Here is a 22,559-nt window from a genome sequence, read left to right on the forward strand (position 1 = left end):
CACCACCCGCCGGGAAGTGAGCTGAACGATGGCACGCCGCAAGGACGACCGCGCCAAGGTGGACCTGTCCGCCTTCGACCAGGCCGGCGCGCGGGTCTTCGACAACCCGCTGGTCACGGAGGTCTCCGACTCCTACCTGGAGTACGCCTTCTCGGTGATCCACTCCCGGGCCCTGCCCGACGCCCGCGACGGCCTCAAGCCGGTGCACCGGCGCATCCTCTGGTCCATGTACGAGCAGGGCCACCGACCCGACCGGGGGCACGTGAAGTCCGCCCGCATCGTCGGGGACGTGATGGGCAAGTACCATCCGCACGGCGACACCGCGATCTACGACGCGATGGTGCGCCTGGCGCAGGACTTCTCGCTGAACGCGCCACTCATCGACGGGCACGGGAACTTCGGCAGCCCGGACGACGGGCCGGCGGCGTCGCGCTACACCGAGGCCCGGATGTCGCGCGAGGCGATGCTGCTCGTCGGCGAGCTGGGCGAGGACACGGTCGACGTCGAGCCCAACTACGACGGCTCGCTGACCCAGCCCACCGTGCTGCCCGCCGCGTTCCCCAACCTGCTGGTCAACGGCGCGTCGGGGATCGCGGTCGGCATGGCGACCAACATGATCCCGCACAACCTCGGCGAGGTCGTCTCCGCCGCCCGCTGGCTGATCAACCACCCGGACGCCACGCTCGACAAGCTCATGGAGTTCGTCCCCGGTCCGGACCTGCCCACCGGTGGCGTGCTGCTCGGGCTCGACGAGGTGCGTCGCGCCTACGAGACCGGGCGCGGCGTCGTCCGGATGCGGGGCAAGGTCGAGATCGGCCCGCTGGAGGGCAGCCGTGGCCGGCAGGCGATCACCGTCGTGGAGCTGCCGTACGGCATCGGCGCGGAGAAGGTCATCGCGGCCATCACCAACGAGGTCAACAAGACCAAGCGGCTCACCGGCATCGCCGACGTCAAGGACCTCACCGACCGGGAGAGCGGCACCCGCCTGGTGATCGAGTGCAAGGTGGGGGTCAACCCGCAGGCGCTGCTCGCCGACCTCTACCGGCTCACCCCGCTGGAGCAGTCGTTCGGCGTCAACAACCTGGTGCTGGTCGACGGGCAACCGCAGACGCTCGGGCTGAAGGCGCTGCTGGAGGTCTTCCTGGCCCACCGCTACGAGGTCGTGACCCGGCGCAGCTCGTACCGCCGCCGCAAGCGCCAGGAGCGGCTGCACCTGGTCGACGGCCTGCTGGTCGCCCTGCTCGACATCGACAAGGTGGTCAAGCTGATCCGGGGCAGCGACGACGCGCAGGCCGCCAAGGACGGCCTGATGCGCCAGTTCGGCCTCTCGGACATCCAGGCCACCTACATCCTGGACACTCCGCTGCGCCGGTTGACGAAGTACGACCGGATCGAGCTGGAGGCCGAGCAGGAGAAGCTCCGCAAGGAGATCGCCGAGCTCTCCACCATCCTCGACGACCCGAAGGTGCTGAAGAAGGTCGTCTCCGACGAGCTGGCGGCGGTGGTGAAGCAGTTCGGCGCGCCGCGCCGCACCACGCTCGTCGACGGGGACCTCAAGGAGGTGCTGGCCGCGTCCGCGCCGGCCGGCCCGCTGGAGGTCGCCGACGATCCCTGCCAGGTGATCCTCTCCGCGACCGGGCTGGTGGCCCGGACGGCGGCCGAGTCGGAGGAGGCGTCCGAGGGGCGCCGCCGGCACGGCCGGGTCAAGCACGATGCCGTACGCGCCGTCGTGCACTCCACCGCCCGGGGGCGGGTGCTGCTGGTGACCAGCGCCGGGCGGGCGTTCAAGGTCGACGTGCTGCCGCTGCCGGTCCTGCCCGAGCAGGCGGGGACGGTGTCGCTGCGCGGCGGAATGGCCGCCGCCGAGTTGGTGCCGCTGGAATCGGGGGAGACCGTGGTCGGGCTGGCGCCGCTCGGGCCGTCGGCCGAGGGCTCCCCGGGCCTCGCCCTGGGCACCCGGCAGGGCGTGGTCAAGGTCTGCGCGCCGGAGTGGCCCGTCCGCTCGGACGAGTTCGAGGTGATCGGCCTGCGGGAGGGCGACGAGGTGGTCGGGGCGACCTGGCTCACCGACGGCGCGGAGACGCTCACCTTCGTCACCTCGGAGGCGTCGCTGCTGCGGTTCGCCGCCGGACTGGTCCGGCCGCAGGGGACCAAGGGCGGCGGCATGTCGGGCATCAACCTGCCCGCCGGCGCCCGGGTGGTGTTCTTCGGCGCGGTCCGCACCGACGACCCGGGCCACGGCGAGCCGATGGTGGTCACCTCCACGGGCGCCACGGTGAAGGTCACGCCGTTCCAGGCGTACCCGGCGAAGGGGCGGGCGACCGGCGGGGTGCGCGCCCACCGCTTCCTCAAGGGTGAGACCGACGTGGCCGTCGCCTGGGTCGGGCCGCGTCCGGTGGCCGCCACCGCCACCGGCGAGCCGGTGGAGCTGCCGGCGGCGGACCCGCGCCGCGACGGCTCCGGCTTCGCCGTGATGCTGGGCCCCACCGTCGTCGGCCACCAGATCGAACGCGACTGACCCGTCAGCAGGGAGGGCCGGCTGCACCGCAGCCGGCCCTCCCTGCTCCCCGCTCCCCGCTCCCCGCACCCTACCCAGCCCCACCCCACCGGCCCACCTGCCGATGTCGATCATGAGGTTGGCTGGTCGGAATCGGGCATACTGCCCCGCTAACCTCATGATCAACGCTGCCGGAGGCGGGGCGGGGCGGGGGCGAGGGCCGGGCCGGGGGTGGGTCAGCGGGTCGGGTGGGAGTCGGGGGTCGGGGTGGGTTCGGGGGTGGGGGTGGGGGTGGGGGTGGGGGTGGGGGTGGTGCCGCGTAGGTGGGCCACCAGGCGCATGCCGTGGTAGACGGCGAGGGCGGCGGCGGTGCCCAGGGCGATGCCGTTGAACGAGAGGTCGCCGGCGGTGAGGGTGTAGTTGGCCGCGCCGACGATCACCGCGACGGCGGCGGTCATCAGGTTCACCGGGTCGTGGAAGTCCACCCGGTTCTCGATCCAGATCCGCGCGCCGAGGATGGCGATGAGGCCGTACAGGGCAGTGGTGGCGCCGCCGAGCACGCCGGCCGGCACGGTGAGGATCAGCGCGCCGAACTTCGGGCTGAGCCCGAGCAGCACCGCCGTCACGCCGGCCACCCAGTACGCGGCGGTGGAGTAGACCCGGGTCGCCGCCATCACGCCGATGTTCTCCGCGTAGGTGGTGGTGCCGGAGCCGCCGCCGGAGCCGGCGAGCACCGTGGCCAGTCCGTCGCCCATGAACGCCCGGCCCATGTCCCGGTCCAGGTTCCGGCCGGTCATCGCGGCGACCGCCTTGACGTGCCCGGCGTTCTCGGCGATCAGCACCAGGATCACCGGGATCACCAGCACGACCGCGCGCAGGCTGAAGCTCGGCGCGTGGAACTCGGGCAGACCGACCCACGCGGCGTCCCGCAGGCCGTCGACCGCCTTCGGATCCAGGTCGCCGAGCACGGCGGCGAGCACCCAGCCGACCACCACCCCCAGCAGGATGGAAAGTCGGGCCAGGAAGCCCCGGAAGGCCACCGTGGCGAGCAGGATGGCGGCCAGGGTCACCACCGCGATCAGCGGCTGGGCCTTCACGCCGGTGCCGCTCCCGTCGCCGTCCCAGGCGACGGGGGCGAGGTTCAGGCCGATCAGCGCGACGATCGCCCCGGTGACGACGGGCGGCATCAGCGCGTCGATCCAGCGTGACCCGGCGAGCTGGACGACCAGCCCGACGACGGCCAGCGCCACGCCGGCGACGACGATGCCGCCGAGCGCCGGGCCGATGTCGCCGCCGGCCTTGGCCGCCAGCACCGGCGCGATGAAGGCGAAGGACGAGCCGAGGTACGAGGGCAGCCGGTTGCCGGTGATCAGCAGGAACAGCAGCGTGCCGAGCCCGGAGAAGAAGAGCGTGGTGGCCGGCGGGAACCCGGTGATGAGCGGCACCGTGAAGGTGGCGCCGAACATCGCGACGACGTGCTGCACGCCGACGCCGAGGGTGCGCGGCCAGGAGAGGCGTTCGCCGGGGTGGACCACGTCGCCGGGGCGGATGGACCGGCCGTCGCCGTGGACCGCCCACGCGGACCAACGGGAGCGCGGCTCGGTGGAGGACTGGGTCATGGAACGCCCTTCGCGTCGTGAAGAGGTGACGGGGGCGCAGGTGAAACCCAGGAGTCGTTTCTAGCAGAGGCCCGGCCCGACCCGGCCGGTGGCCCGGCAGCGGCGGGTCAGGCGACGCCGGCGGGGCGGAACTGGACGCTGACCCGGGGGCCGACGGGGCGGGTGGTCTTGGGCACGGCGTGCTCCCAGGTGCGCTGGCAGGAGCCGCCCATCACCACGAGGTCGCCGTGGCCGAGCGGGAAGCGCAGGCTGTCGCCGCCACCACGGGGCCGCAGCAGCAGTGAGCGCGGCGAGCCGAACGAGACGATGGCGACCATGGTGTCGGTGTGCGCGGAGCGCCCCTGGGTGTCGCCGTGCCAGGCGACGCTGTCGCGGCCGGAGCGGTAGAGGCACATGCCGGCGGTGACGAAGGGCTCGCCGAGCTCGGGGGCGTAGTGCCGGGTGAGGGCGGCGCGCGCCTCGGTGAGCAGCGGGTGCGGCAGCGGGCGGTGCCCGGCGTACCAGCAGAGCAGCCGGGGGACGTCGACCTCGGCGTCGTACATCGTGCGGCGCTCGGCCCGCCAGGGGACGTCGCGCAGCAGGACGTCGAAGACCTGGTCGGAGCCGGTGACCCAGCCGGGCAGATGGTCGACCCACGCGCCGCGGGTGAGCGGGTGCCGGCGCAGCCGGTCGGCCAGCGGGCTCAGCGACGCTCCGGCGGCGGTGAGGTCGAACATCGACGGCTGGTAGGCGGCCCCGGTCATCCGCCCAGCGTACCCGCCGTGTTGGTACAGGTGTACGGAAGGAGGCGACGCCTCAGCGGTTCAGCATCCGGCGCACCCGACCACCGATCACCTGCTTGACCCGGGCCTGCAGGCGCTGCCCGCGCAGCGTCTCCGTCTCCTTGCGCAGCTCGACGTTGCGGTCGCGCAACCACTGGATCCGCTCCAGCAGCGCGTCGGGGGCGGTCGCGGCGGCCGGACGTACGGCGGGCGGGAAGGTGGTGGACCGCACCTGCGCGTCGAACCGGGCCGCGCTGACGCCGTCGGCGAAGGCGTTGCCCAGGTCGTGCCTGGCGAGGAAGGCCAGCATCGTCTCGTAGCGCGACTTGTGGCCGGCGTTGAGCGCCGTGTAGTCGGCCTCCTCGTAGAGCTGGGCGGCGTCGACGTCGACCGGCACGTCCTTCATCACCCGGTGCGGGATGTCGAAGTACCGGGCGAGTTCCAGGGTGCGCGAGTCGTGCGCGAAGAGGTAGCCGGGGGTGCCGGCGACCAGCGCCGTGATGGTGCCGTGGATGCGGGTGCCGAACGCGAACTCGAACCCGGAGAGGTAGTCCATCCAGGTCCAGGGGTCGACGAACATCCGCACCTTGTCCTCGGTGAACAGCGGGTGCGAGGTGTGGATCGGGATCTTGCTGGTCCTGCCCCGGTCCCCGGGAGCGTCGCCGTAGAGCAGCGTGCCGAGCGTCTTGAGGTCCTGCGGCAGGTAGCGCAGGTTCGGGTACCGGGCGTGGTGCCGGGCGATGATCTCCGCCATGGACGTGACGTACGGCGAGACGGTGAGCGCGAGCCTGTCGTCGGGCGACAGCGACGCCTTCCTCTTTTCCACCCGCAGGCTGTCGCCGTGCAGGAACATCGACGGGCAGCCGATCACGTCGACGGCCGAGAAGCCCAGGGTGCGCAGGTAGTCCCGGGTGATCTCGCCCCGGACGCCGATGCTGTGCGAGCGGTCGAGGACCGCCCGGACGAACCGGGTCACGACGTCGTCGATCGGGCGCAGGTACTCCCGGTCGCCGTTGACGTCGGTCTGCACGCCCACCCCGAGCACCACCACCGGGATCTTCAGCTGCTCGATGAGCTTCGTCATGGCCTCGACGCGGTGGGCGTAGCTGCGGCGGAAGGCGTTGGCGAGCGGTACGACGTAGACGTCGTACCGCTCGTTGATCATGTCGGCGTCGCGCGGGTTGATCCTGAACTCGGTCGAGGTGATCTCGGCGGTGGCGGTGCGCAGCAGTTTGTGGGCGGCGTGGCTGAAGACGAGGTTGCCGTTGTTGTCGCCGATCCAGTTCCGCTCGTGCGTCTCCTCGGGCGAGTAGACGTCGAACGGGCCCTTCTTCGCCCGCATCAGGATCCGCTGGTGCATTCGTCCCCGCCTCTCGTCACCTCCGGGTCTGGGAATACTAGCCACCGATCGACCGAAACCCGGACGGCCGCCATCCGTCGTCACGCGCGGGGACGGAACGGTCACCCAGGGGCGACCGGAACGGGCATTCCCCTACGGGACAGAACGGGCACTCACGGACGGGACGGAACAGAGCCTCAGGTGCGGCGGGTAGGGTGCCCGGCGGGGCGGCGCCGACCGGTGGGCCGCCCACGGGGCCCCTCGGGGCACCTCAGGTTGGGGTCGAGGAGGAGACGTACGTGCTGGTGACCCTGCGGATCGTCGGGATGCCGGCATGAACGACGCCGCGACCGCCGCGCCGGCCGTCCGGCCCGCGTCCCCGGCCAGCCGCCTGCCGTCGCTGACCGGGCTGCGCTGGGTCGCCGCCCTGCTCGTCTTCGGGTTCCACGTCGCGACGATGGGCATCATCGCCGAGCCCGGCCAGAAGGCCGTCGTGGACTGGGCCTTCGCCCTCGGCCTGTCGGGCGTGCAGTTCTTCTTCATCCTCAGCGGCTTCGTGCTGGTCTGGTCGGCCCGACCCACCGACACCCGTCGGGCGTTCTGGCGGCGCCGGGTGGCCAAGATCTGGCCGAGCCACGTGGTGCTGTGGGCGGTGGCCCTGGCGGTCGCGGCCTGGTTCGCCGACCCCGTGGACCGGTTCGTCGCGGTGGAGAACCTGTTCCTCCTCCAGGCGTGGGACCCCCGGCCGGGCCACTTCTACAGCATCAACACCGTCAGCTGGTCGCTGTCCTGCGAGTTCTTCTTCTACCTCTGCCTGCCGTTGGCGCTGCCGCTGATCCGCCGGGCCCGGCCGTGGGCGCTGTGGGCCGTCGTGGTCGCGGTGCCGCTGCTCATCCTGGCGCTCTGGCCGGCCCAGGCGCTGGTGCCGGAGGAGAGCCGCTGGTGGTTCACCCAGATCTTCCCGCCGGTGCGGTCGCTGGAGTTCTGGATGGGCGTGGCCGCCGCCGAGCTGATGCGGCGCGGCCGGTGGCGTGGACCGGGCCTGCCGCTGGCCAGCCTGATCTTCGTGGCGACCTGGGTGGTCGCCGCGCAGTGGGTCCGCGCCGAGCTGTGGGCGGCGCTGCTCTCGGTGGCGTACATCCTGGTCATCGCCGCGGCGGCGGACGCGGACGTGCGCGGGCGGCGCTCGCCGTGGCGGTCCCGTCCGATGGTCTGGCTCGGTGAGGTCTCCTTCGCCTTCTACCTGGTGCACGTCCTGGTGATGATCACCGTTTTGCGGCTCACCGGCGACTGGGGCGTCGGCTTCACCGGCTGGTGGGGGCCGGCGGTGGTGCTCGGCTTCCTGCTGGTCAACCTGGCCCTGGCCGGCCTGTTGCACCGGGTCGTCGAGACGCCGATGATGCGGTTGCTCACCCCGCGCAGGCCGGCCCGGGCGATGCCGCGGGACGGGGGCGACGCCGGGACGCACTCCGGCGGCCCCGGGGCGACGCCGCCGGGGGAGCGGGGCAACGCCGTGCCGCGCCCCCGGGCCGCCGATCCGCGCGACGACCACCGACCGGCGTACGCCGACCAGCGCTGACCGCCCCGGCGACCGCAGTGCCCGCCGACGAAATCCCGACCGTTTCGGTGACGCCGGTCACCACGTCGGCGAACCGGTCATCCGGCGCGGCCCGGTCGATTCCCTCCGGCGTTTCGGCGCCGTTGTCCGCCACTCGTCCCGTTGTCACCCGCAGGTGCCCGCAGAAACGGTCGTCCCATTGAGTCGCGTCAGTGGCGAAGTGCCCGCAAAAATTGTCTCCCGATCAGGGTTTAGGCAGGTGGGACGGGGTTGGCAGGGCGCGGGCCGGCCAGTAATGTCGGCGCGTCCGGTGCGGTACCCGATCGCCAGAGGCGACGCCGCGCCGACCCGCCTAATCGTGCACGACGAACCGGGGACCCAGTGCTTGTTGGGGTGAATCCGTGGGCCGTGGGCCCGTGGTAGGGCGTTCTTCCCGCCCGAATCCGTCAGCTAACCCGGTCGGCGGTGTCGGAAGGAGTTCCATCCTCATGCCACACCCGTCCACCCCTCGGTCGTTCCGCCGTCTCCACGGCGCCGCGGTGCCCGCGCTCGTCCGCCCGCAGGTCACGAGCTGACCCACCGGTCACCGTCCGTCGCCCGGCATCCCGGGCGCATTCCCTGAGTGGCCCACCACCCGCCCGGACGCCCGTCCGCGCGGTCGGTCCGCCCTGCCCTCGGCGCGGACCGACGGTCGCTCACCCCCGAGCCCGTGGAGGAAACCGTGAAGCACCACCTCAAGCGACAGCTGCGTCGCCTCACGTCCGAGCGTCCGTACCAGTTGGCCGCCGCGTCCGCCGCGGCGCTCGTGCTGGCGTCGGGCACGGGCGCGCTGCTGGCCGGAGCCGACGAGGCCCCCGCCGCAGCGCAGGCCCCGGTGGCCGCGACCGAACTGCGGGACGACACCGCGGCCTCGCGCAGCCAGGCCAGGGTCGCGACCGCCCCGTCCAGCGCCGCCCCGGCCGCCTCCAGCGCCGCCCCGTCGGCCAGCGCCTCCAGCGCCGCCCCGGACCCGGACCTGACCCGCAAGCCGGAGCCGCCGAAGCCCCCGGCCGCCAAGACCCTGGACTACGACTACCAGGCCCAGACCACCTTCTACAACTGTGGTCCGGCGGCCGTCCGGCACGCCCTCAGCGCCGCCGGCATCGCGCGCAGCCAGGACGCCCTCGGTGCCCAGCTGGGTACCGACCAGATGGGCACCGACTCGGCCCAGGACACCACCCGCGTGCTGAACGCGGTGGTGAAGGGCGACCCGTACCGGACCCGGATGATCCCTGGTGGCGCGGCCACCCCGGCCCAGATGGACCGGCTCCAGGCCGACGTCGTCGCGGCCATCGCCGACGGGCGGGGCGTCGTGGTCAACGTCGCCGGCAGCGCCACGGACACCGACGGCGGCTGGCACTCCTTCCCCGGCGGCCACTACATCGCCGTGGTCGGCTACCAGGACGAGGGGCGGCTGGTGAAGATCGCCGACTCGGCGAACCCGGCGACCGCCTCGTACTGGATCAGCACCATCGCCCTGGCGAACTGGGCCGCCACCCGCGGCTACTCCGCCTGAGCGACACCGTCGGGCGTCGGCCTCCGGATTCCGGGGGCCGACGCCCGATGTCGTGTCCGGGTCACGGCCCTCGCCCACGGCGTCCGGTGGGTGGCACACTGCGCCCATGGTCGATGAATCGGGTGACCGGGACGGCCGGCGGGTGCTCCTGCTGCTGCACGGCATGGGTGCGACCGGCGACGTGTGGCTGCCCTGGGCGCCGCTGCTCGAGCGTCGGTGGACGGGACGGTGGCTGGCGCCGGACCTCGCCGGTCACGGCTGGTCGCCGCCGCTGCCGGAGTACTCGTTCCCGGGGCTGGCCGCGCGGATCGCCGCGGGGCTCGCTGCGGGGGACCGGCTCGTCGTGCTGGGGCACTCCCTCGGCGGGGTGGTCGGTCTGGCACTGGCCGCCCGCAGCGCCGGGCTGCCCGTCGACGCCGTGGTCGGGCTCGGCATCAAGGCCGTCTGGTCGCCGGCGGAGCTGGCGAAGGCGGGTGAGTTGGCGGCCCGGCCGGTGACCTGGTTCGCCAGCCGGGACGAGGCCGCCCGCCGCTACCTGCGGGTGGCCGGACTGACCGGGCTCTTCGCCCCGGACCATCCCGTCGTGGAGGCCGGGCTGCGGCAGGTCGACGACCGCTGGCGGCTGGCGATGGACCCGGCCGCGTTCGGCGTGGGCGCGCCGGACCTGCCCGCCCTGCTGGCCGCGACCGACGTGCCCGTGCTGCTGGCCCGCGGCGAGCACGACTCCATGGTCACCGACGCCCAGCTCAGGGAGCTGGGCGTGCCGGTGGTCACCCTGGTCGGCCTCGGGCACAACGCCCACGTCGAGGCCCCCGAGGCGGTCCTGGACCTCGTCGACCCCTACCGCTGACCGTTCCCACCCGAGGCGGGGCGTCAGGTGGCGGGGGAGAGCGTCGCCTCGTCCGGGTCGAGCGGCAGGTCGGCGCCGCCGGCGCGCGCGGCAGGTGCGTTCCACTTCCCGTCGAGCTGGCGCCGCGCGGCCTCCAGGAAGGCCTCGGCGTACGACTCGGCGGGGAAGTCACCCAGGTAGCGGCTCCGGGTGGCCCACCGCGCCGGGGCCAGCGGGTCGGTGTCCAGCAGCGCGGTCAGCACCTCGTCCGCGTTGGACATGTCGCGCCGCAGCACGTAGCCCGACTCGGCGAGCGGGAACTGCTCGGGGAACCGGTCGCCGGAGTCCACCATGTCGGTCACCGCGTACGGCTTGCCGGAGTAGAGGTAGTCGGAGATCACCCCGGACACGTCGGAGATCAGCGCGTCCGAGCGGTTCACGCACTCGGTGAGGGTCAGCTCCCGGCTGGCGGCGGCGCCGAAGACGTGCTGCCGGCCGCTGCGGGCCCGGTCGGCGGCCAGCAGTTCGGTGAGCCGGCCCAGCTGCCGGGCGGAGGCCGGGTTCTGCGAGGTGTACGGGTGGGCGCGCAGGATCACCGTCGCGCCCCGGTCGAGCAGCCGGCGCAGCAGGGTCTCGGCCACCGGCAGGGAGCAGTAGTTCGCGTCCGCGTTGTGCCCGGTCCAGGTCGGCGTGTAGAGCACGGTCGGGTTGGCCCGGCCGCGCGCCGGCTCGGGGCGTACCTCGATCGACTCGACCTGCGGGCGGCCGACGACGACGAACTTCTCCGCCGGGATGTCCACCCCGGCGCGGGCGTACCGGTCGATGGCGGCCTGGCCGGCGACGAAGATCCGGTCGAAGATCGCCGAGACGGGGTTGGCGCTGGGGGCCTTGTCGCTGTCGCCGTGGTGCAGCTGGACGTGGGTCAGCTGGGTGAAGCGGATGCAGTGGCTGTTCTTCGCGCCGTGGTTGACGTAGAACGCCACCCGCAGGCTTGGCACCAGCGCCTCGTCCATCGCCCTGGTGGTGGGGCAGTAGACCACGGGCGCGCTGGTGGCCGCCGCGATCAACGGCAGGAACTCCGGCTCGCGCACCATCACCAGGAACGGCCGGCCGATCCGCTCGAGGTACGGCAGCCACATGGTGACCTGGTACTCCGAGCCGGGCGGCGCGGAGAAGTGCAGCAGGAACTCGGGCCGGTGCCGGCGCAGCGCGCGGGACACCGCCGAGCCGCCGGCGCCCGGCCGGAACCGGCGCCGGGCCAGGTCCAGCCCGACCGCCCCGGCACCGGCGGCGACCAGGGCGACCGCCGCCAGCGCGACACCGGCCGGCAGGCCCGCGACGGCCGCCAGCGCCAGCAGGGCGAGCAGCCCCGCCAGGGCGTCGCCGAGGCGGGCGGCGACCAGCGGCGTCCAGGAGCGCACCGGCAGGTTCGCGGCGCGCACCTCCAGGCCGCCGGCGTCCCGCAGCGGATTGACCAGCAGCACCAGCCCCAGCAGGACCAGGGCGGTGACGGCCAGCGCGGGATCGAAGCCGGCGTCGAGGCGGCGGGCGTACCCGACCAGGATCGCCGCCGCGACCAGCGCGGTCTCGGCGGCGTTGTCGGCGCCCGGCCGCACCCGCCGCTCCCAGGTGGCCGCCGCGAGGGCGGCCACGGCCAGCCCCAGCCCCCAGCCGGTCGCGCCGGTCAGCGCGACGACGAGGAACGCCAGCACCGCCAGGCCGGTGGCCAGCGCGCGGGCGAGCAGCTTCCGAACCAGGTCACCACGCATGTCGGCTCCGTTTCCCGCCGTGGCCCGAAATCCGCGTCAGCCGGCGTCGACCGGGCTGGCGTCCCGCTCCACCCGCGCCGGTCCCGGCTGGGCCGGCACCTCGCCCGGCGCGCGACGCACGTCGATGACCTGGCCGGTCAGGTCCGAGATCAGCACGTCCAGCGACGACCGGGCGACGGTCTCGGCGGCGAGCAGGGTGTGCTCCGGCTCCTCGCCGAACGCCTTGGTGCGCATCGGGGTCGCGGTCCGCTCGGGGTTGACGCAGTTGACCCGTACGCCGAACTCCGCCCACTCGTCGGAGAGCGCCTGGGTGAGATTGACCAGGGCCGCCTTCGTGGAGGAGTAGAGCGCGTAGCGGGCCCGGCCCCGGGTGTAGGAGCTGGAGGTGTAGAGCAGCAGCTGACCCTTGGTCTGCTGGAGGTAGGGCAGCGACTGGCGGGCCACGATGACCGGCCCCACGAAGTTGACCTGGAGCACCCGGTCCATGGTCTCCTGGTCCATCTCGGCGAGAGCGCCCTTCTCCAGGATGCCGGCGGTGACCACCACGTGGTCGATCCGGCCGGTGGCCTCGAAGGCGGTCCTCAGCGCCGCCTCGACGTCCTCGGCGCGCTCGACGTGCGTGCCGGTGCTGGAGCGGCTGAACGGGAAGACCTGCGCGCCGTAGCGGCGGGCCAGCTCGGCGAGGTCGTGGCCGATGCCGTAGCTGCCGCCGAAGATGACGATGGTCCGGCCGGTCAGCTCCTCGGTGTAGCTGCGCTCGTCGGTCACCCGGGGCGCCTGCGCGGCGGCGAGCTGGAACAGCTTGTCCGCCAGGTGCACGTCGACCGGGTGGGTGACCTTGATGTTCTCGTCGGAGCCGTCGATGACCTTGATCGGCGTGCCGGGCAGGTAGCGCAGCACCACCCCGCAGTCGTCGGTGGCGGCGAAGTGCGGGTCGCCCTCGGCGAGCCGGTAGGCCTCACGGATGGTGCCCGAGCGGAACGCCTGCGGCGTCTGGCCCCGGCGCAGCGAGGAGCGCACCGGGATGTCGGTGATGCAGTCGTCCTCGTCGACCTTGATGATCGTGTCGGCCGACGGGATGGCCACGTCGACCGCCGAGTACGTCCAGAGCGCGTTCACGCACTCCCGGACGATCCGGCCGCTGACCAGGGGCCGCACCGCGTCGTGGAAGAGGATGTTGCAGTCGCCCTCGCCGACGGCGTCGAGCGCGATCCGGGTGGTGGCGTTGCGGGTGTCGCCGCCCTCGATCACCTTGGTGACCTTGCGGAAGCCGGCCTTGTCGACGATCTGCTGGGCGTCGGCGACGTGGCCGGTGGCCATCAGCACGACGATCTCGTCGATCTCGGGCGCCGCCTCGAAGACCGCCAGGGTGTGCTCGATGATCGGCTTACCGGCGATCTTCAGCAACTGCTTCGGGATGCCGAGGCCCAGCCGGGTCCCGGTGCCGCCGGCCAGCACCACCGCCACCGTCCGCGAGGGCCGCCACGGCGCCGGGTTCTCCGGTGCGGCGTCCGGGCCAGCGGTGTGGTCCTGCGTCATTGCCGAAGCCTCACTCTCAGGGTGCGTGAACAGAAGTTTCCGCCCGCGCGGCGACCGGATGAACCTTAACGCGCGGACCGCGCCGCCCCCACGGGGCGACGCGGTCGGCCGGCACCGGGCGGATGCCGTACGTGCGCCGGGGCGCTACTTGCCGCTGAACGCCTCGTACTCCCGGACGACCTCGTCGGTCGGGCCGTCCATGCGCAGGACGCCCGATTCCAGCCAGATCGTCCGCTCGCAGGTGTCCCGGATCGAGGAGAGCTGGTGGCTGACGAGGAACACCGTGCCGGCGCCCTCCCGCAGCTCCCGCACCCGCCGCTCGCTGCGCTTGCGGAAGATCTTGTCGCCGGTGGCGAGGGCCTCGTCGATGAGCAGCACGTCGTGCTTCTTGGCCGCGGCGATGGAGAAGCGCAGCCGGGCCCCCATGCCGGAGGAGTAGGTGCGCATCGGCAGGGAGGCGAAGTCGCCCCGCTGGTTGATGCCGGAGAAGTCGATGATCTCCTGGGTCCGCCGCTGCACCTCCTCGGGCGACATGCCCATGGCCAGGCAGCCCAGCACGACGTTGCGCTCGCCGGAGAGGTCGTTGAGCAGGGCCGCGTTGACCCCGAGCAGCGAAGGCTGCCCCTGCGTGTAGACCGCGCCGCGGTTGACCGGCAGCAGGCCGGCGATGGCGCGCAGCATGGTCGACTTGCCGGAGCCGTTGCTGCCGATCAGCCCGATCGCCTCGCCCCGGTACGCGGTGAAGCTGACCCCCTTGACCGCGTGCACCTCTTGGATGTTCGGCGCCGAGGTGCGGCTCACGATCCGCTTGAGCGCGCCGACCGGGCCGCCGCCCCCACCGGCGCCCTTGTGGATCCGGTAGATGACGTGCGCGTCGTCGACCACCACGGTGGGGATGCGCTCCTGCACCCTGGGCAGCGTCACCGTCACGTCGTTGGACGACTCGAAGTGCTCAACCACGGCCGTACTCCTGTTCGCCTCGCCAGAAGTAGATGAAACCCCCGACGCCCATCACGATCGCCCAGCCCAGCGCCGTCACCCAGAGCTGGAGCAGGGAGGAGCTGAGCAGCGGCGTGTTCTCCAGCAGCGAGACCCGCGCCAGCTCGATGTAGACCAGCGCCGGGTTGAGCTCGACCAGCCCGGAGGCCCAGGACGGCAGCTGCTCCTCGAAGAGCGTCACGCTGTAGAGCACTCCGGAGCCGTACATCCAGGCGCGCATGACGAAGGGCATGACCTGCTTGAGGTCCGCCAGCTTCGAGCCCATCCGGGCCATCGCCATGGTCAGCCCGGCGTTGAAGACCGTCTGGAGCAGGATCGCCGGCGGCAGCATCAGCCAGGCCAGGGTGATCGGCTCGCCGGTCACCAACACGATGAGGACGAGCACCACCATCGAGCCGAGCAGCTGCTGGAACTGGGTGATCGTCACGGCCAGCGGCAGGCAGGCCCGGGGGAAGTGCAGGGCCCGGATCAGGCCCAGGTTGCTGGTGATCGACTGCGTGCCGTTCTGCACCGCAACCTGGGTGAAGTTGAAGATGAACAGGCCGGTGCAGAGGTAGGCGATGAAGTTCGGGGTCCTGTCCTGCTCCAGCACCATGCCGAAGATCAGGTAGTAGACCGCCGCGTTGGTCAGCGGGGTGAGCACCTGCCACAGCTGTCCCAGCCGGGCGTTGCTGAACGACGCCACCAGCTTGGCGTTGGCGTACGCGGCGATGAAGTGCCGGTAGCGCCAGAGCTGCCCGGCGTATTCGCCCAGGGACGGCCGTTCGCCGGCGAACCGGAGACCGTACCGCTTGGCGAGCTGGGCCCCGGTGAGCCCGGAATCCGGGTCCGCCACCGTGGTGTTGGCCATGGTTAGGCGCTCCGATCTCTTTCGTGCCAACGGGTTGCGCGCGACGACGGAGAGCGTGGCCAGTGCGGAGCGCCGCCTCGTCGCCGGGCGAACCGTAGTGGAAAACACGTCGGGACGCAACCGTACCGTCGCTGCGCTACATTGTTGCACGTGAAGACCGATAAGAGGCGGGTGCCGGCCGGTGCGGCGGTGCTCCGTGACGACATCACCACGGCCATCCGCCGCGCGGTCACGCAGGAGCTGGCGGAGGTCGGCTACGGACGGTTGTCGATAGAGGCGGTGGCCCGGCGGGCCGGGGTCAGCAAGACGGCGATCTACCGCCGGTGGCGCTCCAAGCTCGAGCTGGTGCTGGACATGGTCTCCGCGGTCGCCGGGCGCAAGCTGCCGATGGTGGACGCCGGGAGCCTGCACGGGGACGTGGAGCTGCTGCTGCTCGTGGCCGCCGGTGCGCTACGCCACCCGCTGGCCTCGCAGATCATCCCGGATCTGCTCGCGGAGGCGGCGCGCAACCCGCAGATCGCCGAGACCCTCCAGCGGGCGCTGGCCGGCTACCAGGACCGGGTCGGCGAGCTCGTCATCGGCCGGGCGGTCGAGCGGGGCGAGCTGCCGGCGGGAGCCGACCGGCGCGGCGCGGCCGATCTGATCGTCGGGCCGGTCTACTGGCGGCTGGCCATTTCCCGGACGCCTCTTGACACGCCGGAGATCACGCGCATGGCCGCCGCGATCGTCGCGGCCCTGCGGGTAGCATGTACCGGTCCGTCCCTCGACGAGCCAGCGGTGTGGGACACCCGGTCCCTGACCGCTTCTGAACCCCACCGGGCCGGTGCGTGAACGTTGACCTCGTCGGTCTCGTCCTGATTCGCAACGGGCTAGTATCGCACCCCGAACCCCCACCCGAGCACCATCTGACACAGGAGGATGCCCCATGGCTGGGCCGCACCCAGAGTTCATTCCCCCAGCACGGCCGATCATCGGCGACGCCGAGATCGAAGCGGCTGTCCGGGTGCTCCGCAGCGGCCGGGTGGTGCAGGGTCCCGAGGTCGCGGCCTTCGAGGAGGAGTTCGGCGAGCTGGTCGCCGGGCGGCACTGCGTCGCGGTGAACTCGGGCACCTCCGCCCTGCAGCTCACCCTCATGGCGCTGGGCTTCGGCCCGGGTGACGAGGTCATCGTGCCGTCGTTCTCCTTCGCGGCCAGCGCGAACGCCGTCCGGCTGGTCGGCGCCGAGCCGGTCTTCGTGGACATCGAGCCGGGCAGCTTCTGCCTCGACCCGGAGGCGGTCGCCGCCGCGGTCACCCCGCGCACCGTGGCGATCATGCCGGTCCACCTCTACGGCCACCCCGCCGCGATGGACCGGATCATGGCGATCGCCGAGCGGCACGGCCTGGCCGTCGTCGAGGACGCCGCCCAGGCGCACGGCGCCGCGCTGCACGGCACCCCGGTGGGCGCCTTCGGCACCGCCGGCTGCTTCAGCTTCTACCCCACGAAGAACATGCACGCCCTGGAGGGCGGCATGGTCACCACCGGCGACGCCGAGCTGGCCCGCACCCTGCGGCTGCTGCGCAACCAGGGCATGGAGCAGCGGTACGCCAACGAGATCGTCGGCGCGAACATGCGGATGACCGACGTCGCCGCGGCCATCGGCCGGGTCCAGCTGGGCCAGCTCGGCGAGTGGACCGAGCAGCGCCGGGCCAACGCCAAGTTCCTCGACTCGAAGATCACCGGCATGGTCACCCCGCCGGTCGCCGACGCCGCCAGGCACGTCTACCACCAGTACACGGTGCGGGTGCAGGGTGACCGGGACGCCGCCCAGCAGCGCCTGACCGAGCTGGGCATCGGCAACGCCGTCTACTACCCGACCCCGATCCACCGGCTCAAGCCCTACCTGACCGAGGACGGCAAGCCCGGCCCGTGGGACCTGCCGGAGACCGAGCGCGCCGCCGCCGAGGTCGTCTCCCTGCCGGTGCACCCCTCGCTGACCGAGGCCGAGCTGGAGCGCATCGCCGAGGGCGCGAACCTGGCCGGGGGTGCCCGGTGAGCGCCGGCCGCAAGCTGCGCGCCGGCCTGATCGGCCTCGGCGCGATGGGCCGCAACCACGCCCGCGTCCTCGCTGGCCTGGACGGCGTCGAGCTGGTCGGCATCGTCGACCCGGCCGGCGACACGACCGGCACGCTGCGCGCGCCGGTCGTGCCCGAGCTCGGCGACCTGCTCGCCCTCGGGGTCGACTACGCGGTGGTGGCCTGCCCGACGGCGCTGCACGAGCAGGTCGGCCTGGAGCTGGCCGCCAACGGCGTCAGCGCCCTGATCGAGAAGCCCCTCGCGCAGAGCGTGGACGCGGCGGTACGGCTCGTGGAGGCCTTCGAGGCCGCCGGCCTGGTGGCCGGGGTGGGGCACATCGAGCGCTACAACCCGGCCCTGCAGAACCTGCGCACCCGGCTGGAGGCGGGCGAGCTGGGCGAGGTCTACCAGGTCGTCACCCGCCGGCAGGGCCCGTTCCCGCACCGCATCGCCGACGTCGGCGTGGTGATGGACCTGGCCACCCACGACATCGACCTGACCAGTTGGGTGACCGGCCAGGAATACACCTCGGTGTCGGCGCGGACGGTCTCCCGCAGCGGCCGGCTGCACGAGGACATGGTCGCCGTGGTGGGGCAGCTCGCCGACGGCACCATGGTCAACCACCTCGTCAACTGGCTCAGCCCGCTCAAGGAGCGGTCCACGGTGATCACCGGTGACCGGGGCTGCTTCGTCGCCGACACCCTCACCGCCGACCTCACCTTCTACGCCAACGGCGCCATCGACACCGAGTGGGAGGCGCTGCGCGCGTTCCGGGGCGTCGCCGAGGGCGACATGGTGCGCTACGCGATCCCGAAGCGGGAGCCGCTGCTGGTCGAGCACGAGCGCTTCCGGGACGCGGTCGAGGGCAAGGAGAGCGACATCGTCACCCTGCGCCAGGGCCTGCGTACGGTCGAGGTGGCCGGCGCGGTCCTGCGCTCCGCGACCGACGGCAGCACGATCACCGTGGGTACGGGCACCGCGTCCCCGGCGGGGGACACCGTTCCCACCCGCTGACCATGGGCGACCGCGGTCCGCGTCCGGCGGGCCGCGGTCCGGCACCCCGCACCGCCAGCCCTCCTCCCACGTAAGGACAGCGCATGTCAACGCCCCGCCGAGCGCCGCGGCTCGTCGTACTGGTCGCCAACGGCATCACCGGCGACTCCCGCGTACAGAAGACCGCCATCGCCGCCGCCCGGGACGGCTGGGACGTGGTCCTGGTGGGCCGGAGCAGCCGCAAGAAGGGCGAGCCGGAGCGGTCCGCCATGGGACCGATCCAGGTCATCCGGGTTCCGGTGCCGCAGACCCTGTCGCGCCGGCCCGCCCGCGAGCACCGGATCCGCCGCACCCTGACGCAGTTCGGCATCCCCGACAAGTCCGCCCTGGCCCGCTACCGCGCCTCGCACCAGGCCTGGCTCCGGTCGCAGACGGCGAAGCGCAACCCTCCGCCCCGCGCCTGGCTGCGCGCGCACGAGGCGGTCCACCAGTTCCGGCTGCGGGCGTGGGGCTGGGAACAGTTCCACAGCACCCAGCCGCTGCCGCCGACCGGCGACTGGCGGACCGACTGGCCGACGCTCGTCGACATCGACCTGGCGTTCGGGCCGGTGCTGGAGGAGCTGGAGCCGGACGTCATCCACGCCAACGACATCAACACCATCCCGACGGCGGCGATGAGCGCCGCGCGGTTGCGGGCGCGCGGGCGCGGCTGCGTCTGGCTCTACGACGCCCACGAGTACGTGCAGGGCGTCGCCTGGCCCAAGCCGCAGCAGGCCAGTGGCGTGCGGGCCGCCGAGCGGGAGTTCATCGGCCGGGCCGACGCGGTGGTCACCGTCTCCGAGCAGATCGCGGAGAAGCTGCAGACCGAGTACGGGCTGCCGAAGACCCCGATGGTGGTGGGGAACTCGCCGGTGCGCGAGGGCATCCGCAGCGGCGCCGTGACCGCCTCCGTACGGGAGCGCGCCGGCGTCGCCGAGGGCGTGCCCCTGATGGTGTACGCGGGCTGGATCGGCAAGGAACGCGGGCTGGACACCGTCATCGCGGCGCTGCCGCAGCTGCCGGAGCACCACCTGGCCCTGGTCAGCGGCCGGATGACACCGCTGCTGGAGGACCTGCTCGCCCGGGCCGAGGCGAACGGCACGCGGGACCGGGTGCACGTCGTCTCCTACGTCGCGCCGTACGAGGTCGCCGACTACCTCAGCTCCGCCGACCTCGGCCTGATCCCGTTCCAGCGGACCCCGAACTGCGAGCTGTCCCTGCCGACGAAGGTCTCCGAGTACCTGCACGCCGGCCTTCCCCTGGTCACGAGCGACGTGCAGGTGGTCCGGGCGTTCGTCGAGGGGCACGACATCGGGGAGACCTTCACCTCCGGCGACGTGGCGGGCTTCGTGGCGGCGACGCGGCGGGCCACCGCCCGCCGGGCCGAGCTGGCCGCCCACATCACCGAACCGATCCTCGACGAGCTGTCCTGGGAGCGGCAGAGCAGCAAGCTGCTCCAGCTCTACCGGGACCTCTCCGGCGTCGCGCCGGCCGGCCCGCGCGAGGTGCCCTGGACCGTGCAGGAGCGCCCGGTCACCGCGCCGTCGGCGGGCACCGCCGAGCCGCGGCCCCTGGGCGGCTGGCGCGAACTCGGTGACACGCCGATCCGCCTCGGCCTCGGCCCGGCCAACTACGCCGGTCAGGCCGCCGCCTTCGCCAGGGCCATCTGCCGGGACAACGCCGACGTGTCGGTGCAGGTGGTGATGAACAAGCTGCCCGGCTCGTTCGACTACCCGGCGGACGTCTACCTCGACTCGTTGCGTCAGCCGGAGCTGGACTTCCAGCTGGAGCAGCTCAACCGGGTGCTCAGCCAGTACACCCACGTGCTGGTGGACGCGTTCATGCCGCTGTTCGGGCAGCTCAACGGCGACAACATCGAGGGTGACCTGCCGGCGCTGCGCAAGGCCGGGATCAAGGTCGCGCTGCTGGCGCACGGCAGCGAGATCCGGCACCCGGACCGGCACCAGCAGCGCCACGAGTTCTCCCTGTTCCGGGACGCCCCCGACGGCATCGCGGCGAAGCTGCGCAAGAAGGCCGAGCGCAACCGGCGGGTGGCCGAGGAGTCCGGGCTGCCGGCCTTCGTGACCACGCCGGACCTGCTCGAGGACCTGCCCTGGGCGACGTGGGCCCCGCTGGTGGTGGACGTCGACGCGTGGGCCTGCGACCGGCCGGTGATGCAGCGGTCCCGCCCGCTGGTGCTGCACGCGCCCTCCAAGCGGTGGACCAAGGGCACCGACCGGATCCTGCCGGCGATGCAGGCCCTGCACGACCGGGGCGTCATCGAGCTGCGGCTGGCCGAGGGGGTCGCCTGGGCGGAGATGCGTGAGCTGGTCCGCGACTGCGACCTGGTGCTCGACCAGTTCACCACGGGCAGCTTCGGCACCTTCGCGGTCGAGGCGATGGCCGCCGGCAAGCCGGTGGTGGCCTACCTGAGCGAGCAGGTCACCAAGACCGTCGGCGGCGACCTGCCGATCGTCAACGCCACCCCGACCGACCTCACCACGGTCGTCGAGTCCCTGCTCGACGACCGGGAGGCGACCGCCAAGATCGGCCTCGCCTCCGCCGAGTACGCCCGCACCTACCACGACGGCACCTGGACGGCCCGCCAGCTCACCTCGTTCCTGGGCTGAGGCCACGCCGCTGCGACGCGACGGCCGCCCGTCCCCCGCCCACGCGGGGAGCGGGCGGCCGTCGGCGTAGCGGCCCCGACCCACGAACGACGGCCGCCCGGACGATCGGAATCGTCCGGGCCGCCGTCGGTGCCGGCGGGTGCCGGTCAGAAGACCGCCCGCACGTACGGGATCCGGGCCGCCACCATGGAGACGGCGAAGGAGATCACCAGCACGGCCGGGTAGGTCAACCCGATGACCTCCAGCGACCGCCCGGCCTCCACCGCGGGGATCAGCTGCCGGAAGACCTCGAAGACCAGCAGGTGGATCAGGAACACCCCGAACGAGGCGTCGGAGAGGCGGGTCACCAGGCGGCCCACCGCGGGGCGCCAGGTGACCCGGGAGCCGATGCTCACCGAGGCCATGAAGATCAGCAGGGTGGCGGCGGCGACCAGCGTGCCGGTCGCCATCACCGGGAAGGTGACCTGGAGCAGGCGGTACTGGGGCGCCACCCCGAACTGCCAGATCGCCTCGGCCAGCAGCAGGCCGGCGCCGAGCAGGGCGAGCGCCGTCCAGAGCCGGTTGAGCACCACCCGGCGCAGCGCCCAGCCGGCGATGAAGAAGCCGACGTACGGCCACCACCGGTTCCAGCTGGTCAGGATGTTCGGCCGGGAGTCGCCCAGCATCAGGGCGATGCCCGGGATCATGTACGCGACCATGGTCCAGCCCAGCGCCACCGCGGCGGTGACCAGCGCGCGGTGCCGCCCTCCGGCGTGCAGGAACGGCGCGAGGACCGGCGCGAGCACGTAGAGCCCAGCGATCAGCCAGAGGAAGTACAGCGCGGTGAAGACCTTGCCGTCGATCAGCAACCGGGTGAGCAGGGTGAGGCTCATCTCCTCGCCCCGCATCGCCATCCGCACCACGACCACGTACACCACGTGCCAGACGATCATCGCGGGGAGGATCCGGGCGAACCGCTTGCGGTAGAACGCGGCCGGGCCGGCCCGGTGCGCCCGCGGGTCGAGCACGAACGCCCCGCTGATCATGATGAACGCGGGCACGGTCCAGATCGCCCCGATGTCGATCGCGGTGGCGACCCACCAGCCGAGGTTGCCGCGCAGGTCGTCCTGGCCGACGATGACGCCGAAGACGTGGATCGCCACCACGCCGCAGATCGCCACGACCCGCAGCGCGTCCAGCCCGTACTCGCGCGGTGGTGGTCCGCCGGCGGGGCGCTGCGGGCCCGGGTCCGTGGTGCCGGTGGTGGCTGCGTCCGGCCGGTGCGGCGCCGGCGACGGGGCGGGGCCGGCCCCGACGGCCGGCGCGACGTTGACAGGGTGGGAGGCGGTCACCGGGCCATGCTAGTGCCCCGACCGGTGAGGTCCGCCGACCCTGCCGCGGCTGGCGGGGCGACGGCCGTCGACCGCCCCGGCGCACCGGGAGCGTGGCGTCCGGGCGGCTGCCGCTGCCGTACACTCGCCGGGGCCCGACGGGGCCGCACAGACGGAGGAGGCACCCATGACCGACGGCGCCGCCGGACCGGCCGCC

General features: G+C 72.9%; 16 protein-coding genes and 1 riboswitch. Of the genes, 8 read left to right on the top strand and 8 right to left on the bottom strand.

What is annotated here, in order from left to right; all coding sequences use genetic code 11:
- Window positions 1–28 precede the first annotated feature (28 nt).
- A complete protein-coding gene (locus AB0883_RS02855; RefSeq protein WP_366638926.1) occupies window positions 29–2,518 on the top strand; it encodes a DNA topoisomerase IV subunit A in 2,490 nt (829 codons plus the stop codon).
- A gap of 215 nt (window positions 2,519–2,733) precedes the next feature.
- Here the strand turns inward: AB0883_RS02855 and AB0883_RS02860 are convergent, their stop codons facing one another.
- From AB0883_RS02860 to AB0883_RS02870, 3 genes are all read right to left on the bottom strand, one after another.
- The gene (locus tag AB0883_RS02860) at window positions 2,734–4,116 is read right to left on the bottom strand and encodes a solute carrier family 23 protein (RefSeq protein WP_366638928.1); all 1,383 of its coding nucleotides are present in this window, start codon (window positions 4,114–4,116) and stop codon (window positions 2,734–2,736) included.
- Between the two features lie 107 nt (window positions 4,117–4,223).
- Entirely contained in the window at window positions 4,224–4,859 is a 636-nt protein-coding gene (locus tag AB0883_RS02865) for an alpha-ketoglutarate-dependent dioxygenase AlkB (protein ID WP_366638930.1), read from the bottom strand.
- A gap of 52 nt (window positions 4,860–4,911) precedes the next feature.
- On the bottom strand, window positions 4,912–6,237 hold the full coding sequence (locus tag AB0883_RS02870) for a polysaccharide pyruvyl transferase family protein (RefSeq protein WP_366638931.1): 1,326 nt from the start codon (window positions 6,235–6,237) through the stop codon (window positions 4,912–4,914).
- A 313-nt stretch (window positions 6,238–6,550) separates the two neighbouring features.
- Here AB0883_RS02870 and AB0883_RS02875 point away from each other — a divergent pair, with 313 nt between their 5' ends.
- From AB0883_RS02875 to AB0883_RS02885, 3 genes are all read left to right on the top strand, one after another.
- Window positions 6,551–7,795, top strand: a complete 1,245-nt coding sequence (locus AB0883_RS02875) for an acyltransferase (RefSeq protein WP_366638933.1) — start codon at window positions 6,551–6,553, stop codon at window positions 7,793–7,795.
- Window positions 7,796–8,113: 318 nt separating this feature from the next.
- A riboswitch (cyclic di-AMP (ydaO/yuaA leader) is annotated at window positions 8,114–8,254 on the top strand.
- A gap of 229 nt (window positions 8,255–8,483) precedes the next feature.
- Window positions 8,484–9,329 (top strand): C39 family peptidase, encoded by an 846-nt coding sequence (locus AB0883_RS02880; RefSeq protein ID WP_366638934.1) that lies wholly within the window; start codon window positions 8,484–8,486, stop codon window positions 9,327–9,329.
- A 106-nt stretch (window positions 9,330–9,435) separates the two neighbouring features.
- A complete protein-coding gene (locus AB0883_RS02885) occupies window positions 9,436–10,179 on the top strand; it encodes an alpha/beta hydrolase (RefSeq protein WP_366638936.1) in 744 nt (247 codons plus the stop codon).
- A gap of 23 nt (window positions 10,180–10,202) precedes the next feature.
- On the opposite strand, the gene AB0883_RS02890 is transcribed toward AB0883_RS02885, so the two are convergent.
- The 4 genes from AB0883_RS02890 to AB0883_RS02905 all read right to left on the bottom strand — a co-directional run bounded on the left by AB0883_RS02890 (window position 10,203) and on the right by AB0883_RS02905 (window position 15,315).
- Entirely contained in the window at window positions 10,203–11,927 is a 1,725-nt protein-coding gene (locus AB0883_RS02890) for a CDP-glycerol glycerophosphotransferase family protein (RefSeq protein ID WP_366638937.1), read from the bottom strand.
- A 36-nt stretch (window positions 11,928–11,963) separates the two neighbouring features.
- Window positions 11,964–13,466 carry a bifunctional cytidylyltransferase/SDR family oxidoreductase gene (locus tag AB0883_RS02895; protein ID WP_366638939.1) on the bottom strand — a complete coding sequence of 501 codons (1,503 nt, stop codon included), beginning with the start codon at window positions 13,464–13,466 and terminating at the stop codon, window positions 11,964–11,966.
- Between the two features lie 144 nt (window positions 13,467–13,610).
- Window positions 13,611–14,426, bottom strand: coding sequence for an ABC transporter ATP-binding protein (locus AB0883_RS02900; RefSeq protein WP_366638941.1), 816 nt, complete (start codon window positions 14,424–14,426; stop codon window positions 13,611–13,613).
- Window positions 14,419–15,315, bottom strand: a complete 897-nt coding sequence (locus tag AB0883_RS02905) for an ABC transporter permease (protein ID WP_366638942.1) — start codon at window positions 15,313–15,315, stop codon at window positions 14,419–14,421. The genes AB0883_RS02900 and AB0883_RS02905 overlap by 8 nt, the downstream gene beginning before the upstream one ends.
- A 150-nt stretch (window positions 15,316–15,465) precedes the next feature.
- On the opposite strand from AB0883_RS02905, the gene AB0883_RS02910 reads away from it, so the two are divergent.
- The 4 genes from AB0883_RS02910 to AB0883_RS02925 all read left to right on the top strand — a co-directional run bounded on the left by AB0883_RS02910 (window position 15,466) and on the right by AB0883_RS02925 (window position 21,032).
- Entirely contained in the window at window positions 15,466–16,146 is a 681-nt protein-coding gene (locus AB0883_RS02910; protein WP_366638944.1) for a TetR/AcrR family transcriptional regulator, read from the top strand.
- Between the two features lie 94 nt (window positions 16,147–16,240).
- Window positions 16,241–17,350 carry a DegT/DnrJ/EryC1/StrS family aminotransferase gene (locus AB0883_RS02915; RefSeq protein ID WP_366638946.1) on the top strand — a complete coding sequence of 370 codons (1,110 nt, stop codon included), beginning with the start codon at window positions 16,241–16,243 and terminating at the stop codon, window positions 17,348–17,350.
- A complete protein-coding gene (locus tag AB0883_RS02920) occupies window positions 17,347–18,384 on the top strand; it encodes a Gfo/Idh/MocA family oxidoreductase (RefSeq protein ID WP_366638948.1) in 1,038 nt (345 codons plus the stop codon). The genes AB0883_RS02915 and AB0883_RS02920 overlap by 4 nt, the downstream gene beginning before the upstream one ends.
- A gap of 83 nt (window positions 18,385–18,467) precedes the next feature.
- On the top strand, window positions 18,468–21,032 hold the full coding sequence (locus AB0883_RS02925) for a glycosyltransferase (protein ID WP_366638949.1): 2,565 nt from the start codon (window positions 18,468–18,470) through the stop codon (window positions 21,030–21,032).
- A 146-nt stretch (window positions 21,033–21,178) separates the two neighbouring features.
- Here the strand turns inward: AB0883_RS02925 and AB0883_RS02930 are convergent, their stop codons facing one another.
- The gene (locus AB0883_RS02930) at window positions 21,179–22,363 is read right to left on the bottom strand and encodes an acyltransferase (RefSeq protein WP_366638951.1); all 1,185 of its coding nucleotides are present in this window, start codon (window positions 22,361–22,363) and stop codon (window positions 21,179–21,181) included.
- Between the last annotated feature and the right edge of the window lie 196 nt (window positions 22,364–22,559).

Source organism: Micromonospora sp. NPDC047812 (assembly GCF_040704175.1).
GTDB lineage: Bacteria > Actinomycetota > Actinomycetes > Mycobacteriales > Micromonosporaceae > Micromonospora.

Excerpts from the sequence above, each read along its gene's own strand:
- AB0883_RS02925 (WP_366638949.1), top strand. The coding sequence starts at position 18,468 with ATGTCAACGCCCCGCCGAGCGCCGCGGCTCGTCGTACTGGTCGCCAAC.
- AB0883_RS02870 (WP_366638931.1), bottom strand. The coding sequence starts at position 6,237 with ATGCACCAGCGGATCCTGATGCGGGCGAAGAAGGGCCCGTTCGACGTC.
- AB0883_RS02885 (WP_366638936.1), top strand. The coding sequence starts at position 9,436 with ATGGTCGATGAATCGGGTGACCGGGACGGCCGGCGGGTGCTCCTGCTG.
- AB0883_RS02895 (WP_366638939.1), bottom strand. The coding sequence starts at position 13,466 with ATGACGCAGGACCACACCGCTGGCCCGGACGCCGCACCGGAGAACCCG.
- AB0883_RS02860 (WP_366638928.1), bottom strand. The coding sequence starts at position 4,116 with ATGACCCAGTCCTCCACCGAGCCGCGCTCCCGTTGGTCCGCGTGGGCG.
- AB0883_RS02865 (WP_366638930.1), bottom strand. The coding sequence starts at position 4,859 with ATGACCGGGGCCGCCTACCAGCCGTCGATGTTCGACCTCACCGCCGCC.
- AB0883_RS02855 (WP_366638926.1), top strand. The coding sequence starts at position 29 with ATGGCACGCCGCAAGGACGACCGCGCCAAGGTGGACCTGTCCGCCTTC.
- AB0883_RS02915 (WP_366638946.1), top strand. The coding sequence starts at position 16,241 with ATGGCTGGGCCGCACCCAGAGTTCATTCCCCCAGCACGGCCGATCATC.
- AB0883_RS02875 (WP_366638933.1), top strand. The coding sequence starts at position 6,551 with ATGAACGACGCCGCGACCGCCGCGCCGGCCGTCCGGCCCGCGTCCCCG.
- AB0883_RS02890 (WP_366638937.1), bottom strand. The coding sequence starts at position 11,927 with ATGCGTGGTGACCTGGTTCGGAAGCTGCTCGCCCGCGCGCTGGCCACC.
- AB0883_RS02905 (WP_366638942.1), bottom strand. The coding sequence starts at position 15,315 with ATGGCCAACACCACGGTGGCGGACCCGGATTCCGGGCTCACCGGGGCC.